Genomic DNA, 16,048 nt, shown 5'->3' with positions numbered 1-16,048 from the left:
CGGCCGCCCCGTCGACTGCTCCGTACCTGCCGTTTTCAAGGACCTAAACGGCAGGTACGGAGCAATCGACGCGTGTTCCCGCTAGAGGCGGTCCGTCCTGTCCTCGCCCTTGTGGCCCGCTCCGCGCAGGTTTTCCTGCACCTTGCCGAAGAGGTCCTTGATGGTGGATTCAGCGTTGGTGATGACGTCCACCGGAACGTAGACGTCGTGGCTAAGCGGCAGGTCGTATTCATCCTTCAGGTGCGTGCCGTTTCCAACGCCCTTCAGGGACAGGTAGACCATCGCCTCCGTGCGGGCGATTCCGGCGAGCTTCCCAAACACGATGGTGAACTCATTGGGCTGGAAGCTGATGGTTTGGCCGATGTTGCTGCGGCCAAGTTCACCTGCGGGAACAACCTTCTCTGACTGGCTTCCGGTGTAGTCCATAAGCTTCTCCTCAACATCGCCGACAGTTACGCAGGCAGTCTAACCCGGCCCTGAAGAGGCGGTACATACCGCGGGGCAGGGCTCGGCTCCCCCTGCCGCCACAGGCACGGGCAGGCCGCGGATAGAATCTGTACGACTGACTTCAGACCGGGAGGGGGACCGTCCGTGCATGCACGCCGTCCCCGTATCCCCTTCCACTTTCTCCGCGCCTCGGCGGTGGCCACGGCCATCCTGACCCTGGCCGCCGGGGCACACCTGGCTGGCGGCGGCGCGCTGCCGGCGCCCACCGTCATGCTGGCGGTGCTGGCATTGACTGCACTGGGCAGCACCACCGCGACCCGCCTGCGGCTGCGGTTCCCCGCCGCGGCGGCCCTCCTGGCAGGCGGGCAACTGTTGCTCCATGAGGTCTTTGCTGCCGCCGGCGTCCCCGCGGCCGCCGCCGGATCCGGCACCGCCACGCCCCATGCCAGCCACCTGTCCGGCGCCGCCGGGCTGCCGGCGGTGCTGGACCATCTCTACGGGACCGGGATCTACGGGACGGAGATCTACGGGACGGAGATCTACGGGACGGGGGCAACGTCCGGGCCCCTGATGCTTGCGGCCCACATCCTGGCGACGCTGGGGTCCGCGCTCCTCCTCGCCAAGGGCGAGGACGCGCTGTGGGCGCTTGCTGTCTGGCTTCGGCCCCTGGTGGCGCTCCCCCGGCCGGCAGCGTACGACGGCGGCGCCGCGCCTTTGGTTCCTTTCGCACCTTCCGCAGTGCCGCTGCGTCCCTGGCGCAACCTCCGGCAGGACAGCCGGCGCGGCCCGCCGTCCGCCGTCGCGCTTTCCTCCTGACCCCGCCGGATCCTGCCGGCGCTGGACCCAAAAAACTTACGCACCCCGGCTGTTCCGGCGTGCGCCAGAAAGGCAACCATGAACACCCCATTCCTTCGCCGTGCCCTGAAAACTTCCGCCGCAACCGGCGGTGCGGCCGCGCTCCTGCTGGCAGCCGCCGGCGGTGCCGCCGCGCATGTCGGTGTAACGCCGGACAAAACCTCGGCCAACTCCTATGCCCTGCTCACCTTCGCGGTCCCCCACGGCTGCGACGAGTCGGGCACCACCAAGGTGGCCATCACCCTCCCGGCGGAACTCAACGATGCCCAGCCCACGGTCAACCCCAACTGGACGGTGGAGAAGGTGACCGAGCAGCTCGCCGAACCCAGGAAACTCGCCGACGGCACCTCCATCACCAAGCGGACCAGCCAGGTGGTCTACACAGCCAAGGCACCCCTGGAACACCAGCTCAGGGACACCCTGGTCCTCTCAGTGAAACTCCCGGATGCGGCGGGGACAACACTGTATTTCCCCACCCTCCAGACCTGCGAAACGGGGCAGACCGACTGGTCAGAGATCGCAAAGGACGGCCAGGACCCCCACTCCCTGAAGGCTCCCGCGCCGTCGGTCACTGTCACCGAGGCAGCGGGCGGCGGCCACGGGACGGACACCGCAGCAATAACCGACGGCGGGGCGGACGCACGCAGCTGGGCGGGGCTGGCGGCCGGGGTCGGCGGGCTGGTGCTGGGCGGCACGGCGTTCGTCCGGAGCGCCGCACGGCGTACCAACGCGCCGGCCTCCCCGGCCCGGTAGCCGCCACGGGACGCTTTGATGCCCGGATCATCACGATCCGGGCATCAAAATGCCCTGCGGCCTCGTGGCGTTGTTGACGCGGACACCTGGTGCGGCGAAGGTGGTGCCATGAGGTCTCAGCGAATTTTCCAGGGGTTGGTCATGTCCACGGCTGCCGCGGCAGCAGCATTGATGCTCAGCGCCTGCAGTCCAGGCCAATCACAAGCGCAGACTACTCCGTCAGGAGGCACCGGCCCAGCCACCAGCCCAGCCAGCCCGGACGCAACGTCCGCCGCTCCCACCACGCCTGCACCGCCGTCGTCCGCCGGAACACCCGGCAGCGACACCCCGGCGCCGGGGGCACCGGCCCGCTGCAAGGCGGCAGGGCTTACGGCTGCCACCGATGCGTCAGGGGGCGGGGCGGCCGGCAGCGTCTACATGAAGCTCAACCTCACCAACACCGGCTCAGAACCGTGCATCCTCCAAGGGTTTGCCGGCGTTTCCCTGGCGGCGGACGGCGCCGGCGCCCCTATCGGAGCGCCCGCAACCCGGGATGAAAGCACGGCCCCGGCCGACGTCCTCCTGGCCCCCGGCCAGACCGGTTCCGCCGTGCTGCGCTACACACAGGCCGGAAACTATTCTGACTGCGCCATGGTGGATGCGGCCGGGTACCGCATCTACCCGCCCGAGGACACCGAATCCCTGTTCCTGGCCCAGCCCACACGGGCCTGCAGCAATGCCGGGATCACGCTGCTGACAATTGGGCCGTTCCAGCCGGCCTAAAGCCTTTCCCGTCGAAGTCCACATAGAAAACTGCAGGCGGTCCGGCACGTGCCGGGCCGCCTGCAGTTTTTTGTGCTGTGGTGCTTGCCTAGTGGGCTGTGGTGGTGCGTCCCGCGCGGGCGGTACCCCGCGACAGGGCGAATCCCAGGCCAATCATGGCGACGCCAAGGACGAAGTGCAGCCAGTCGTCCGCGACGTTCACGGGGACGAAGTTCGCTGCGGTGTCCTTGCCGATCAGCAGGCCGTAGATCCAGAGGACCAGGTAGATGGCGCCGCCTCCCACCAGGTAATTCCTGGACTGCGCGGCACTGCGGGCCATGGCGATGCCGGCCGCGCCGAAGAGCAGGTGGACGATGTTATGGAGCACCGACACCTGGAAGATGCCCAGCAGCATCGCCTCCGAGCCATGTCCTGCGAAGCCCAGTGCCTGGTAGTTGGTGGTGATGCCGGGGATGAATCCCAGGAGGCCCACCAAGAGGAAGACTGCACCCACTGCAAGGGCGGCCTTTTGAATGTTGGTTCGGCCTACTGTGCGACCGTCGGAACTCATGCTTGTCATGATCTCTCCTGTTTGCCGTTGTGTTCACACCGTGGCTGCCGGGCTGCCACCTGACCATAGACTTAAACCCCGACATCGTAAGTATACTTAGCAAATACGCCGCGGATAGCTGGGGATTCATAACAGACCCATCACAAATGGCCCGACCAGGGCCTGGAGAAAAGGCAGGCTGAGCAGGCATGACGTCGATTTGGTTGGATCGGGCGGACACCTTCGCAACAGACCCGTTCGAGCCCGGAAGCAGCTATGACACGGTGGTGGCGGGAGCCGGGCTCACAGGCCTCGTCACGGCGCTCCTGCTGGCCCGCTCAGGGCAGAAGGTGCTTGTCCTGGAAGCCAGGTACCCCGGTGCCGTGACCACAGGAAACACCACGGCCAAGGTGTCCCTGCTCCAGGGGACTTTCCTGTCGCAGCTCGCCCGCCAGTACTCGCAGAAGCAGGTGCAGGCATATGTCGACGGCAACCGGGAGGGCCAGGCCTGGCTGCTGCGCTACCTCGACGAGAACGGGGTGCCGTACGAGCGCAGGGATGCCTACACCTACGCCGCATCGCCCCAGGGCACGGACAAGCTCCGTGAAGAGGTGAGTGCGGGCACCACCGCCGGGCTGGACATGGAATACGTGCGCGACGCCGGCCTGCCGTTCGCCGTCCACGGCGCCGTGCGCCTGGCAGACCAGGCCCAGATCAACCCGATGTTGGTGCTGGACACGCTGGTGTCCGATATCCGCGGCCGGGGAGGGTCGATTGTGGGCGGCGTGCGGCTGCAGGACGTTACGGGCTCCGGGCCCGCAACTGTCCACACAGCACAGGGCAGCGTCACGGCCAATGAGGTTGTGCTGGCCACCGGCATCCCGGTGCTGGACCGCGGCCTGTACTTCGCCAAGCTCACGCCCAGCCGTTCCTACGCCGCGGCGCTGCAGCTGCAGGAGGACCAGGCGCCTCCGCCGGGAATGTACCTCTCGGTGGAACAACCCACCCATTCCCTGCGGGACTATGAGATGGACGGCCACCGGCTGCTCCTTGTGGGCGGGCACGGACACCACGTTGGCCGGGCGCGGTCCGAGAAACACCACCTTGGCAGCCTCCTTGACTGGGCCGTGCAGCACTATCCCGGTGCGGTGGCCACCCACACCTGGTCGGCGCAGGATTACCTGCCGACCAATCTCATGCCCTTCTTCGGCAAGTTCCCCCGCGGCAAAGGCCACATCTACTTCGGCACCGGCTACAACAAGTGGGGCATGACCAACGCGGTGGCCGCCGCCGTCGGCATTTCCGCTGACATCCTGGGCGGGAACGTGCCGTGGGCCGACACCATCCACCACCGCGTCACCGCACCCTCCGGCGCCCTCTCCGCCGTCGCGCTTAATGCTGGAGTGGCAGCCAAGCTGGCCTCCGGCTGGGGGCAGGTGGCGGCCCAGGGCCTGCGGAAGGACAAGAAGGACCAGGCCGCTGAGCACGCCCCTGTTGTTCCGGCCGAAGGCGAGGGGAAGGTCTACCGGGAGGGACCCAAGCCCGTGGCCGTGTCCACCGTCGCCGGCACCACGTGCAAACTGTCCGCCGTGTGCACCCACCTCGGCGGGATCCTGCACTGGAATGACAGCGAGCTGACGTGGGACTGCCCGCTGCACGGCTCCCGTTTCGGCAGCGACGGGAAACTCCTGGAAGGTCCCGCCACCAAGGACCTCCCGGCCGCAGGAAAGGCTTGAACCCGGCGTTGGAGACGCCGGCATCCCGCCCGGAACCGAAGTCGCTGGAGTGCTGCAAGGTCGCGGAAGTTTCCGGCGGCCTGGCAGCTCTCCAGCGGACCCGCGGCCGGGTGGGCACCGCTTGGACTGTCGGTGGCGTGGGGCATGATGGAGGCATGATCCAGGAACAGGCCATGGCACAGTTCAGCCGGCCCACCAGGGACTGGTTCCTCGGCGCCTTCTCAGAACCGACCCCCGCGCAGGAGGGTGCCTGGCGGGCGATTTCCTCCGGTTCGCACGCCCTGGTGGTAGCTCCTACCGGCTCCGGAAAGACCCTTGCGGCCTTCCTCTGGGCGCTGGACCGGCTGCTCGTCGCCTCCACGGAGGCAACCGAGGCTGCCGGCCGCGATGCCGCCGGGGCAAGCAGCGCCGCTGCCACTGATCCCGCTGCAAAGGGGCCGGCAAAAGGCAAGCGCATCCGGGCACCCAAACGCAAGACCCGTGTCCTCTACATCTCACCGCTGAAAGCCCTTGGCGTGGACGTGGAGCGGAACCTCCGCTCGCCGCTGATCGGCATCACGCAGACCGCCAAGCGGCTCGGCCTGCCGGCACCGCTGACCACCGTGGGCGTCCGTTCCGGGGATACTACGGCGGCAGACCGCCGCACCCTGCTGGCCAACCCGCCGGACATCCTCATCACCACCCCGGAATCGCTGTTCCTGATGCTGACATCCAGGGCACGCGAAACGCTGGCCGAAGTGGACACCATCATCATCGATGAGGTCCACGCCGTGGCCGGCACCAAACGCGGCGCCCACCTTGCCGTCTCGCTCGAACGGCTGGACGCCTTGCTGCCTAAGCCGGCGCAGCGCATCGGCCTTTCCGCCACCGTGGAACCCAAGGAGCTCGTGGCGCAGTTCCTCGCAGGTTCCGCACCAGTGGAAATCGTCGCCCCTCCCGCGAAGAAGAACTGGGACCTCACCGTCTCGGTCCCCGTCGAGGACATGTCCGATCTCCAGGGTGCTGCCGGCGCTTTCGACTCGGGCCCGGCCTCCGGACTGCAGCCGCAGGCCTCCATCTGGCCGCACGTGGAAGAGAAGATTGTGGACCTGGTCCTCGCCAACCAGTCCACCATCGTCTTTGCCAACTCCCGCCGCCTGTCCGAGCGGCTCACGGCACGGCTCAACGAGATTTACGCCGAGCGGCAGCTCGTGGCCGTGGGCGGCGGCTGGGATGACCCGGCTCCGCAACCGGCGGCACCAGGTATTCCTGCCTCCACGGCCACGCCGGCGCACATGATGGCGCAGGCGGGAAGCTCGGCGGGGGCGGATCCCGTCCTGGCCCGCGCCCACCATGGCTCAGTTTCCAAGGACCAGCGGGCGCTCATCGAGGACGACCTGAAGTCCGGGCGGCTGCGGTGCGTGGTGGCCACCTCCTCCCTGGAACTGGGCATCGACATGGGTGCCGTGGACCTTGTGGTGCAGGTGGAGTCACCGCCGTCCGTGGCCAGCGGCCTGCAGCGGGTTGGCCGCGCCGGCCACCAGGTGGGTGAAGTCTCCCAGGGCGTCCTCTTCCCGAAGCACCGTGCCGACCTTGTCCACACAGCCATCACCGTTGAGCGGATGCTGGCCGGCAAGATCGAGCGCCTCAGCATCCCCGCCAATCCCCTGGACATCCTGGCCCAGCAGACCGTCGCTGCCACCGCCCTGGGCAGCATCGATGTTGAGGAATGGTTCTCCACCGTTCGGCGCTCCGCCCCCTTCGCGTCCCTCCCCCGCTCCGCATTCGAAGCCACCCTTGACCTGCTGGCCGGCCGCTACCCGTCGGACGAGTTCGCCGAGCTGCGTCCCCGGATCATCTGGGACCGCAACGCCGGCACCATCGAAGGCCGGCCCGGGGCCCAGCGCCTCGCCGTGACCTCCGGCGGTACCATCCCGGACCGCGGCCTCTTCGGCGTGTACATCATTGGCACCGAGGTGGAAGGTACCGGGTCCCCTTCCGCCGACGGCAAGCCGGCGCCCGCCCCGAAAGGCGGCCGGCGCGTTGGCGAGCTGGACGAGGAAATGGTGTACGAGTCGCGGGTGGGCGACGTCTTTGCCCTGGGCGCGACGAGCTGGAAAATCGAGGACATCACGCACGACCGCGTGCTTGTCTCCCCGGCCTTCGGCCAGCCGGGCAAGCTCCCCTTCTGGAAGGGGGATTCGCTGGGGCGGCCGGTGGACCTGGGGCGCGCCCTCGGCGCGTTCGTCCGCGAACTGTCAGCGTCCGACGCCGGCCCTGCCACCGAACGCTGCCAGGCAAGCGGCCTGGACGCTTTCGCCGCAAACAACCTGATCCAGTACCTGGGCGAGCAGAAGCAGGCCACTGAAGTGGTCCCCAATGACACCACGCTGGTTGTCGAGCGGTTCCACGATGAACTGGGCGACTGGCGGGTGATCCTGCACAGCCCCTTCGGCATGCCGGTGCACGCGCCCTGGGCCCTCGCCGTCGGGCAGCGGCTCCACCAGCGCTACGGGATGGACGGCTCCGCCATGGCCGCCGACGACGGGATTGTCCTCCGTGTGCCGATGATGGAGGATGAGCCGCCGGGAGCGGAGCTGTTCCTGTTCGATCCCGAGGAGCTGGAGCAGATCGTCACCGCCGAGGTGGGCGGCAGTGCGCTCTTTGCGTCGCGGTTCAGGGAATGTGCCGCCCGTGCCCTCCTGCTGCCGCGGCAGACGCCCGGCAAGCGGCAGCCGCTGTGGCAGCAGCGGCAGCGCTCCGCGCAGCTGCTCGACGTTGCCCGGAAGTACCCCACATTCCCCATCGTGCTGGAAACCGTCCGTGAGTGCCTGCAGGACGTTTACGACCTCCCGGCCTTGAAGGACATCGCGGCGTCCGTGGAGCGGCGCGAGCTGAGGATTGTCCAGACCACCACCTCCCAGCCGTCGCCGTTCGCCAAGTCCCTCCTGTTCGGGTACGTGGCACAGTTCCTCTACGAGGGCGACTCGCCGCTGGCCGAGCGCCGGGCTGCCGCGCTGGCCCTGGACTCCACGCTCCTCAACGAGCTGCTGGGGCGAGTGGAACTGCGTGAACTGCTGGACCCCAAAGTTATCGAGGCCACCGAGCGCGAGCTGCAGCGGCTGGCCGGCGACCGGCGCGTGCGGGGCATGGAGGGCGTAGCAGACCTGCTGCGGCTCCTCGGCCCCCTGGCACCGGAGGAGGTGGCTGCCCGCCTGGAACCGACCGCGGCGGTGGAGCCTGCCCCCGCGGCTGAGCTGGCCCCGGCAGTTGAGGCCGCCCCGCTTGAGCCTGCCGAAGCCGGTCCCGCACCAACCCCGCACGCCCCCACCCCGCACGCCGGACCGGCAGAAGCCGCCGCCCACCTCATTGCCCTGCAGCGGGCAAACCGGGCCATCAAGGTAAACATTGGCGGCGTGGAACGGTTCGCCGCCGTTGAGGACGCTGCGCGCCTCCGCGATGCCCTGGGCGTTCCGCTGCCCATGGGCGTCCCGCTCGCCTTTATCGAGCCCGTGGCGGACCCGCTCAGTGACCTGGTGTCGCGCTATGCCCGTACGCATGGGCCCTTTACTGCAGCCGAGGCAGCAGCGCGGCTCGGCCTGGGCGTGGCAGTCGTGGGCACGGCTTTGAAGCGCCTGGCCGCGGACGGGCGCGTGGTGGAGGGCGAGTTCCGGCCGCACGCCGCACCGCTGGAAGCGGGACCCCCTGACGCGGCACACCCCGAGGCGGCACACGCTGACGCGGCACATCCGGAAGCTTCCCGGCACAGCACGGTTGATGGCGGAGCCGCTCCCGCCAGCGGACTGGAAGAAGGTCCGCAGCCGGCAGGTGGGATGCCCCCGCCGAGCCTGTCCCCACATCCTGCCGTCAGTGAATGGTGCGATGCCGAGGTCCTGCGGAAGCTCCGCCGTCGTTCGCTGGCAGCCCTCCGCGCGGAAGTGGAGCCGGTGGACGCTGCGGCCTATGGGCGCTTCCTGCCTGCGTGGCAGCATGTCAGGACCCCCGGTGCCGGCCGCGGCCAGCCCTCGCTGAGGGGCTTGGACGGCATCGTGACCGCCGTCGACCAGCTCTCCGGAATTCCGGTGCCGGCGTCGGCGTGGGAACCCCTGGTCCTCGCCAGCAGGGTCTCCAACTACCAGCCGGCCATGCTGGATGAACTCATGGCCGCCGGGGAAGTCCTCTGGTCCGGCGCAGGCGCCCTGCCAGGAAATGACGGCTGGATCAGCCTTCACCTGGCCGACTCCGCGGAACTGACCCTGAACCCCGCGGTCGAGTATGAACCGGGTGACGCCCAGCAGCGTCTGCTGGGCCACCTGCGGAACAACGGTGGCGGCTACTTCTTCCGGCAGCTGACGGATGTTGCCGGCGGCATGGACTCCGTGCTCAGCGACCAGGACGTTGTCGCGGCGCTCTGGGACCTGGCCTGGGCGGGCCGGATCACCGGGGACACCTTCGCCCCGGTCCGCGCGCTGATTGCCGGCGGACATACGGCGCACCGGCAGGTGGCCCGGGCACCGCGTGCCAGGGCGCCCAGGCTCAGCAGGCTGGGCCGTTCGCACGGCAGCGGGCTCATGGGCTCGCCGGGATTGGCGGGCGGGCGTTACGGCGCCTTGGCCGGGGCGGCAGCAACTCCCCCGATGGCGGCCGGCCGCTGGTCCGCCCTTCCGCAGCCGGAACTGGACGCCACTACCCACGCCCGCGCCACTGCCGAGCTCCTGCTGGACCGCTACGGCGTGGTCACCAGGGGTTCCGTGATGGCTGAACAAATCCTGGGCGGCTTCGGCCTGATGTACAAAGTCCTGGCCAGGCTGGAGGAGGCGGGGCGCTGCCGCCGCGGCTACTTCATCGAACACCTTGGCGCGGCCCAGTTCGCCGTACCGGCTACTGTTGACCGGCTGCGCTCCTATTCAGAGGACAGCCAGCTCGCCAAGCCCGAGCCGGTTGCCCTCGCCCTGGCCGCCACGGACCCCGCCAACCCCTACGGCGCCGCGCTCCCCTGGCCTGCCCTCCATGACGACGCCGGCACCGGGCACCGGCCCGGCCGGAAAGCGGGCGCCCTGGTGGTGTTGGTGGACGGGGCGCTGGTCCTGTACGTGGAACGGGGCGGGAAGACACTGCTGGCCTTCAGCGAGGACGATGCCGTGCTGGCGGCGGCGGGCACAGCCCTGGTGGGCGTGGTGACCCGCGGCGCCGTGGACAAACTGATCATGGAGAAGGTCAATGGCCACGGCATCCTGGACACCCCGGTGGCTGCAGCCCTCAGCTCCGCCGGCGCCTACTCCACCCCTAAAGGACTGAGGATCCGTGCCTGAGGGTGACTCCGTCTGGCGGGCAGCCCACCAGCTGCACCAGGCCCTGGCCGGGCAGACCTTGCTCGCCTCGGATTTCCGCGTTCCGCGTTTCGCCACCCTGAACCTGGCCGGCTGGACCGTGGCCGAGGTAGTCCCCCGTGGCAAGCACCTGCTGATGCGCGTGGTGGGACCGGACGGCAAGAGGCTCACCATCCATTCCCACCTGAAGATGGAGGGGACCTGGCAGGTTTACCCGCCTGGCGGAAAGTGGCGGAAACCCGGCTACACGGCCCGGTGCGTACTCCGCACTGCGGCGGCGGACGCCGTCGGATTCTCGCTGGGCATCGTAGAAGTGGTGGCCACCGCAAGCGAAGATTCGATCGTGGGGTTTCTTGGCCCGGACCTGCTGGGACCGGACTGGGACCCGGACGAAGCAGAGCGGCGGATCCGCTCCGCCCCGGACGTGCCTGTGGGCGTGGCCCTCCTGGACCAGCGGAACCTTGCCGGGATCGGCAACATCTACCGGTGCGAGGCGTGCTTCCTGTCCAGCGTGCATCCGGCCTCGCCGGTCTCCTCCGTGGCGGACCTGCGGACTCTGGTGACGGACGCCAAGCAGCTCCTGGAGGTCAACCTGGGCCCCGGCCGCCGGGTCACCGTCCTCAACGCCAGGGGCATGCCGGTGGGCAGGATGGCCGGGCGGCCCGGCTACTGGGTGTACCGCAGGGAGCACCAGCCGTGCCTCAAGTGCGGAACCCCCGTCCGGCGCGGCGTGCTGGGCAAGCTGAACGGCGATGAGGAACGGGACATCTACTTTTGTCCCAAATGCCAGCCGTTACTGTCCTAGGATTCCGGCCCCGCCCGTCCGGTCAGCTGGTGCTGGCCAGGGGCTCCGGCGCTGCATCTTCGGAGGTGCTGCGCTTTCCGGAGCTGCCGCGGCTTTCCGCGGCGCCACGGCTTTCGGAGCTGGCGTGCCCGCCAGCGCCACTGTCCGTGCCGGGCGCAGCGGGCACCATGAACATCGGCAGCAGCAGCTGGACCAGGGGCCCGATGGCAAGGGCGTATACAACGGTTCCCACGCCCACGGAGCCACCAAGGAACCAGCCGGCGGCCAGGACAACAACTTCGATCAACGTTCGGGACACCCTCACGGACCACCCGGTGCGCCGGGCCAGGCCGGTCATCAACCCGTCGCGTGCGCCGGGACCGAACCGGGCGCCAATGTAGCAGGCGGAAGCGATGCCGTTCAGCAGTACGGCGCCGGCCAGCAGCCCGATCTGTCCGCCCAGGTGCGAAAAAGCCGGGATCAGGGCGAGGCCGATGTCAGCGAACACACCCACCAGGACGGCGTTGCAGAGGGTGCCGAACCCCGGCCACTGCCGCAATGGAATCCACAGCAGCAGCACCAGGAAACTCACAAGGATGACCACCGCACCGATGCTGAGCCCGGTCCTTCCGGCGACGCCCTGGTGAAAGACATCCCACGGGTCCAGGCCCAGTCCGGCGCGGATGAACATGGCGAGGGAGATGCCGTACATGGCAAGGCCGATAAAGAGCTGAAGAAGTCTGCGGGTCATCATAAAGACGACTCTGGCAGAAAACTGGCCTTGAATTACATAGCCAGTCTGAGATACTGGCCTGATGTCTTCCCTGACCGCTTCCGGCCTGTCCCGCCTCTTGGGCGAGTGGAACGTAGGTGCGGCGGCCGGCTACCGCGAGCTGGCCGACGTCGTCCGCCTTCTGGTGCTCGACGGCCGCGTGGCCCTGGACACTGCCCTGCCCAGCGAGCGGGCACTGTCCGAAGCCCTGGGCGTCAGCCGGACCATGGTGACTGCCGCCTATGGCCTGCTCCGTGAGCAGGGTTTCCTTACCGGCAGCCAAGGAAGCAGGAGCCGGACACGGATTCCGCCCCTGACACCTGCGGGCACCACGGTGTTCACGGGGCCCGTGCGCAATGACCCGGCTTTGACCGCCCCCGGGCTGGCTGCCCCGGAAGGACTGATCGACCTCGCCTACGCCTCCCTTCCGGCCAGCGGCGAGGTGGTGCACCGTGCGTTCGCGGCCGCCCTCACCGAGCTCCCGGCCCTGCTCCCTGGATTCGGCTACGACGCCATCGGCCTGCTCCCCCTGCGCCAGGCAGTGGCGGCGCGCTACACAGCGGCCGGGGCGCCCACCACTGCGGACCAGATCCTGGTGACATCGGGGGCGCAGCACGCCCTCAACATCATCCTTCGCGCCCTTGCCGGCCGGCAGGAGCGGGTGCTGGTGGAGCACCCCAGCTACCCGAACGCGCTGGATGCCATCCGGGCGGCGGGGTGCAGGCCCGTTCCGGTGGCATTCTCCGGCGGCTCCGGAGGGGCTGGCCCCCGGGCGGGTAGCGCCAGAGCAGGCGGCCCCGAATCAAGTGGCCAGGCGGGCCGGCCGTGGGACATGGACGGCATGCGGGCGGCCCTGCAGCAGCAGCGGCCCAAGCTGGCCTACGTGGTTCCCGACTTCCACAATCCCACGGGCCAGCTCATGCCCGACTCCCAGCGCCGCCAGTTGGTGCGTGCGGCCGCGGTCGCCGCCACGGTCCTGGTGGTGGACGAGACCCTCCGGGAGCTGAACCTTGACGGCGCCGAGACAACTCCGGTCGCAGCCTTCAGCCCGGCAGTGGTGACCATCGGCTCGCTCAGCAAGTCCCACTGGGGCGGCCTGCGCACCGGCTGGATCCGTGCCTCCCCCGGCCTGATCCAGCGGTTTGCCGCCGCCCGGACTTCACTCGACCTGGGCGGACCCCTGATGGAGCAGCTTGCCGCCGCCCATCTGGTCCGCGCCCTGGACGAGCCGCTGCCGGCCCGGATTAGCGCGCTCCGGGAGAGCCGGGCAGCACTTCTGGAACTCCTTGCCGGCCACTTGCCCGACTGGGAGACGGCATACCCTGCCGGCGGGCTCTCGGCTTGGTGCCGGCTGCCCGGCCCCATCAGCACTGCGCTGACCATCATTGCCCCGGACTTCGGGATCCGGCTTGCGGCAGGCCCGCGCTTCGGAGTGGGCGGCGCTTTCGAGCGCTACCTCCGGGTGCCCTTCACCCTTCCGCCGGAGAAGCTGGAGGCTGCCGTCCTGGCCCTGCGTTCAGCGCAGGACCGGCTGGACGCCGCCCCGCAACTCCGGCGCACCCTCAAAAACGCGCCGGCCGTGGCCATCGCCTGACGCGCAGATTCGCTTCCGACCCGCATATTCCCCGGCGCAGCCCGTACATGAGCGCCTCAGGGAATATGCGCGGCGGTTTGTAATTGGCGAGTCCCAGGTGGGAGACCCTTACGCGTACACCTTGGCCAGGAAGCTGCCCCATTGCTTCGCGGTGGCTTCCGAATCCCCTGTGCCGCTGAAGTCATGAACAGTCATCCCTACCGGCGCGCCCCAGGCGTTGCGGCCGAAGAAGCGGTACATGGCCCCGGAAGTCCGCAGGCCGAGGAAGTGCTCATTGGAGAAGTCCACTTCCCCCGAAAGCTTCCCCACGCCGTCGAGCTCCAACTCCACGCGCGAACCCGGATCCACGGACTCCACCCCCAGTGCCCCGCGCAGGCGGGCAAAGCCGTCCGGTGCCTGGGACGCTGCCGGCGCCTGGATGTCCGTGAACACCACGGGCCTGCCGTCGAAGTACTGCAGGTACTGGCCCAGCGTGTGGAGGTAGAACTCCGTGTGGCGGAAGGCGCCGTCGTACTGTTCGTCCCAGTTGTCCGCAAAGATCCCGCTGTGGACGTAGTGCAGGCGGGCGCGGCCGCCGTCGAGCGGTTCCAGGACGTGCTCCAGCTGGTTGAACCAGCCGTCCGGGCCCTCCATCCTGGACACTAGGTGGGTGGGGTATTCCTTGACGGTCTTGACGTCGGGCCACTGGTCCGTGGGGAACATCCACGCGGGCGTTCCGCTGGTCACGGCCTCCCACACGCGCTCCGGCGTGCCCGGAAGCTCGGTGTCGTAGACGATTTCGAAGTTGCGGTTGTCAGTCATTGTCCTGCTCCTTGCCTGAGGGGGTTTCCGTGGTTTCTTTGGCCGGTTTGAGGACGGGGTGGAGGGCCACCACCAGGCGGTGCCGCCGCCCGCGGGGTGCCTCACCGTCGTGGTATTTGTCCACCAGCCGGGTGACCTCCACGCCGAGCTCTTCGGCGAAGGCTGCCCGGTCAGCGGCAGTCCGGAAGGTGACTTCCCCGTCCACCGCGAAAGTGGCCAGCTTCTGGCGGGCCGCGGCCGCACCGGCAATCAGCTTCCCCATTTCCTGGACCATCCGGCCTGCCAGCGCCAGCAGCCAGAACGCCGAGAAATGGCTGGAAAAGCGGCCCGGATCCGGGGAGATCGACGCCAGCGCCTGCGGCGAGATCAAGTAGGACGAGGCCGTTGCCTGGAGGATGCGCTCCGTCACGTTGCCCTTGCGCCGCTCCTCCACCAGCTCCACCAGGCCATGCTTCTCCAGTGCTTTGAGGTGGTAGTTGACCTTCTGCCTCGGCAGCGCCAGCCGTACCGCGAGCTGGGTGGCCGACGCCGGCTGGACTAGCTCACGGAGAATCCGGGTACGGATGGGATCCAGTGATACCTCGGCCGCCGCCGGGTCCTCGATGACCGCTATCTCCAACATGTTTCCAGTATTGCTACCGACAACTTTTATTGTCAAGAACTTTTTTGCCGTCGGTTTTAGGTCCCGGGCCATCAGCGGCGCCGGTAGAATGGACCGGTGATGCAATCCCCCCTCCCCGTGCGCGACGGCGTGAACGCCACCCGCCTGCGCCTGCCGGAGGAGGGCCCCTGGGACACGGCCATGGACTACATGATGCACCGCTGGGGGCACATCGATCCGCAGGGCATCGAGGACAGGTTCGACGCCGGCGAGATCGTGGGCGAGGGCGGGATACCGCTGGACCGGGCCACTCCCCTCCAGGAGCACACCTTCATCTGGTACTACCGCAGCCTGCCGCCGGAGACGCGGATCCCGGTGGACATCAGCATCCTGCACCAGGACGAGCACCTGCTGGTGGTGGACAAACCGCACTTCCTGCCCACCACCCCCGGCGGCACGTACATCCAGGAGTCCGCACTGGTGCGGCTGCGCAACCAACTGGAACTGCCGGACCTGATCCCCATGCACCGGCTTGACCGGATGACCGCGGGCGTACTGCTGTTCTCCACCAATCCGCAGACCCGCGGCAAGTACCAGGTGCTCTTCGAGAAGCGCCAGGTGCAAAAGGAGTACGAATGCGTCGCCGCAGCCCACCCTGCCCCCGGCCACGCCGCCGTCGAATTTCCCGTGGTGGTCCGCAATAGGATGACCAAGTCCCGCAGCTACCTGCTCGCCGAAGTGGTGGACGGTGAACCCAACGCGGAAACACGGATCGAACAGTTGGAAACGTTCGACGCCGGCGCTTCGTCGGGTGCCTCCGGCGCCACAGCCGCGGCATCAGGCTGTCCCCGGCGCCTCGCGCGGTACCGGCTGGAGCCGCACACCGGAAAGACCCACCAGCTGCGGGTGCACATGGCGTCCCTCGGCCTGGGCATCATCAACGATGCCTTCTATCCGGAGCTGCTGGACAAAGCCCCGGACGACTACAGCCAGCCGCTCCAGCTGCTGGCCCGCGGCATCCGCTTCAGGGATCCGATTACCGGCGAGCCCGTGGAATATCGCAGCCGGCTTGAACTCAGCAAGGCGGCCCGGGGCCGCCGCTGAC

13 protein-coding genes are annotated in these 16,048 nt (G+C 68.6%); 8 read left to right on the top strand and 5 right to left on the bottom strand.

Annotated features, from left to right (window positions below; all coding sequences use genetic code 11):
• Positions 1–81: 81 nt before the first annotated feature.
• Positions 82–426, bottom strand: coding sequence for a hypothetical protein (locus KTR40_RS03200; protein WP_139027947.1), 345 nt, complete (start codon positions 424–426; stop codon positions 82–84).
• Positions 427–591: 165 nt separating this feature from the next.
• Here KTR40_RS03200 and KTR40_RS03195 point away from each other — a divergent pair, with 165 nt between their 5' ends.
• The 3 genes from KTR40_RS03195 (at position 592) to KTR40_RS03185 (ending at position 2,817) form a co-directional block, all read left to right on the top strand.
• Positions 592–1,263, top strand: a complete 672-nt coding sequence (locus KTR40_RS03195) for a hypothetical protein (protein ID WP_228405253.1) — start codon at positions 592–594, stop codon at positions 1,261–1,263.
• Positions 1,264–1,341: 78 nt separating this feature from the next.
• The gene (locus KTR40_RS03190) at positions 1,342–2,055 is read left to right on the top strand and encodes a YcnI family protein (RefSeq protein ID WP_139027945.1); all 714 of its coding nucleotides are present in this window, start codon (positions 1,342–1,344) and stop codon (positions 2,053–2,055) included.
• 108 nt (positions 2,056–2,163) lie between these two features.
• Positions 2,164–2,817, top strand: a complete 654-nt coding sequence (locus KTR40_RS03185; RefSeq protein ID WP_228405252.1) for a DUF4232 domain-containing protein — start codon at positions 2,164–2,166, stop codon at positions 2,815–2,817.
• Positions 2,818–2,905: 88 nt separating this feature from the next.
• Here the strand turns inward: KTR40_RS03185 and KTR40_RS03180 are convergent, their stop codons facing one another.
• Positions 2,906–3,367: a DUF4383 domain-containing protein gene (locus KTR40_RS03180; RefSeq protein ID WP_139027983.1), complete on the bottom strand. Its 462-nt coding sequence runs from the start codon at positions 3,365–3,367 to the stop codon at positions 2,906–2,908.
• Positions 3,368–3,555: 188 nt separating this feature from the next.
• Here KTR40_RS03180 and KTR40_RS03175 point away from each other — a divergent pair, with 188 nt between their 5' ends.
• The 3 genes from KTR40_RS03175 to KTR40_RS03165 all read left to right on the top strand — a co-directional run bounded on the left by KTR40_RS03175 (position 3,556) and on the right by KTR40_RS03165 (position 11,196).
• On the top strand, positions 3,556–5,082 hold the full coding sequence (locus KTR40_RS03175) for an FAD-dependent oxidoreductase (RefSeq protein WP_228405251.1): 1,527 nt from the start codon (positions 3,556–3,558) through the stop codon (positions 5,080–5,082).
• A gap of 155 nt (positions 5,083–5,237) precedes the next feature.
• A complete protein-coding gene (locus KTR40_RS03170) occupies positions 5,238–10,373 on the top strand; it encodes a DEAD/DEAH box helicase (protein ID WP_228406009.1) in 5,136 nt (1,711 codons plus the stop codon).
• A complete protein-coding gene (locus KTR40_RS03165; protein ID WP_228405250.1) occupies positions 10,366–11,196 on the top strand; it encodes an Fpg/Nei family DNA glycosylase in 831 nt (276 codons plus the stop codon). Before KTR40_RS03170 ends, KTR40_RS03165 begins: the two co-directional genes overlap by 8 nt.
• Before the next feature lie 22 nt (positions 11,197–11,218).
• On the opposite strand, the gene KTR40_RS03160 is transcribed toward KTR40_RS03165, so the two are convergent.
• Entirely contained in the window at positions 11,219–11,929 is a 711-nt protein-coding gene (locus KTR40_RS03160; RefSeq protein ID WP_228405249.1) for a YitT family protein, read from the bottom strand.
• A 58-nt stretch (positions 11,930–11,987) separates the two neighbouring features.
• Here KTR40_RS03160 and KTR40_RS03155 point away from each other — a divergent pair, with 58 nt between their 5' ends.
• Entirely contained in the window at positions 11,988–13,541 is a 1,554-nt protein-coding gene (locus tag KTR40_RS03155; RefSeq protein WP_228406008.1) for a PLP-dependent aminotransferase family protein, read from the top strand.
• Positions 13,542–13,649: 108 nt separating this feature from the next.
• On the opposite strand, the gene KTR40_RS03150 is transcribed toward KTR40_RS03155, so the two are convergent.
• Positions 13,650–14,342, bottom strand: a complete 693-nt coding sequence (locus KTR40_RS03150) for an SRPBCC domain-containing protein (RefSeq protein ID WP_228405248.1) — start codon at positions 14,340–14,342, stop codon at positions 13,650–13,652.
• The gene (locus KTR40_RS03145; protein ID WP_228405247.1) at positions 14,335–14,964 is read right to left on the bottom strand and encodes a helix-turn-helix domain-containing protein; all 630 of its coding nucleotides are present in this window, start codon (positions 14,962–14,964) and stop codon (positions 14,335–14,337) included. Before KTR40_RS03145 ends, KTR40_RS03150 begins: the two co-directional genes overlap by 8 nt.
• A gap of 99 nt (positions 14,965–15,063) precedes the next feature.
• On the opposite strand from KTR40_RS03145, the gene KTR40_RS03140 reads away from it, so the two are divergent.
• Positions 15,064–16,047 (top strand): RluA family pseudouridine synthase, encoded by a 984-nt coding sequence (locus KTR40_RS03140; RefSeq protein ID WP_228406006.1) that lies wholly within the window; start codon positions 15,064–15,066, stop codon positions 16,045–16,047.
• The last annotated feature ends 1 nt before the right edge of the window (position 16,048 follow it).

It is taken from the genome of Pseudarthrobacter sp. L1SW, from assembly GCF_020809045.1.
GTDB lineage: Bacteria > Actinomycetota > Actinomycetes > Actinomycetales > Micrococcaceae > Arthrobacter.
Note: the sequence above shows the minus strand (reverse complement) of the source record. Positions and strands in the feature narration are given on the sequence as shown.

What these genes read in the sequence shown, in the direction of transcription:
- KTR40_RS03175 (WP_228405251.1), top strand. Translation starts at nt 3,556, where the DNA reads ATGACGTCGATTTGGTTGGATCGGGCGGACACCTTCGCAACAGACCCG.
- KTR40_RS03150 (WP_228405248.1), bottom strand. Translation starts at nt 14,342, where the DNA reads ATGACTGACAACCGCAACTTCGAAATCGTCTACGACACCGAGCTTCCG.
- KTR40_RS03145 (WP_228405247.1), bottom strand. Translation starts at nt 14,964, where the DNA reads ATGTTGGAGATAGCGGTCATCGAGGACCCGGCGGCGGCCGAGGTATCA.
- KTR40_RS03180 (WP_139027983.1), bottom strand. Translation starts at nt 3,367, where the DNA reads ATGAGTTCCGACGGTCGCACAGTAGGCCGAACCAACATTCAAAAGGCC.
- KTR40_RS03190 (WP_139027945.1), top strand. Translation starts at nt 1,342, where the DNA reads ATGAACACCCCATTCCTTCGCCGTGCCCTGAAAACTTCCGCCGCAACC.
- KTR40_RS03185 (WP_228405252.1), top strand. Translation starts at nt 2,164, where the DNA reads ATGAGGTCTCAGCGAATTTTCCAGGGGTTGGTCATGTCCACGGCTGCC.
- KTR40_RS03170 (WP_228406009.1), top strand. Translation starts at nt 5,238, where the DNA reads ATGATCCAGGAACAGGCCATGGCACAGTTCAGCCGGCCCACCAGGGAC.
- KTR40_RS03140 (WP_228406006.1), top strand. Translation starts at nt 15,064, where the DNA reads ATGCAATCCCCCCTCCCCGTGCGCGACGGCGTGAACGCCACCCGCCTG.
- KTR40_RS03160 (WP_228405249.1), bottom strand. Translation starts at nt 11,929, where the DNA reads ATGATGACCCGCAGACTTCTTCAGCTCTTTATCGGCCTTGCCATGTAC.
- KTR40_RS03200 (WP_139027947.1), bottom strand. Translation starts at nt 426, where the DNA reads ATGGACTACACCGGAAGCCAGTCAGAGAAGGTTGTTCCCGCAGGTGAA.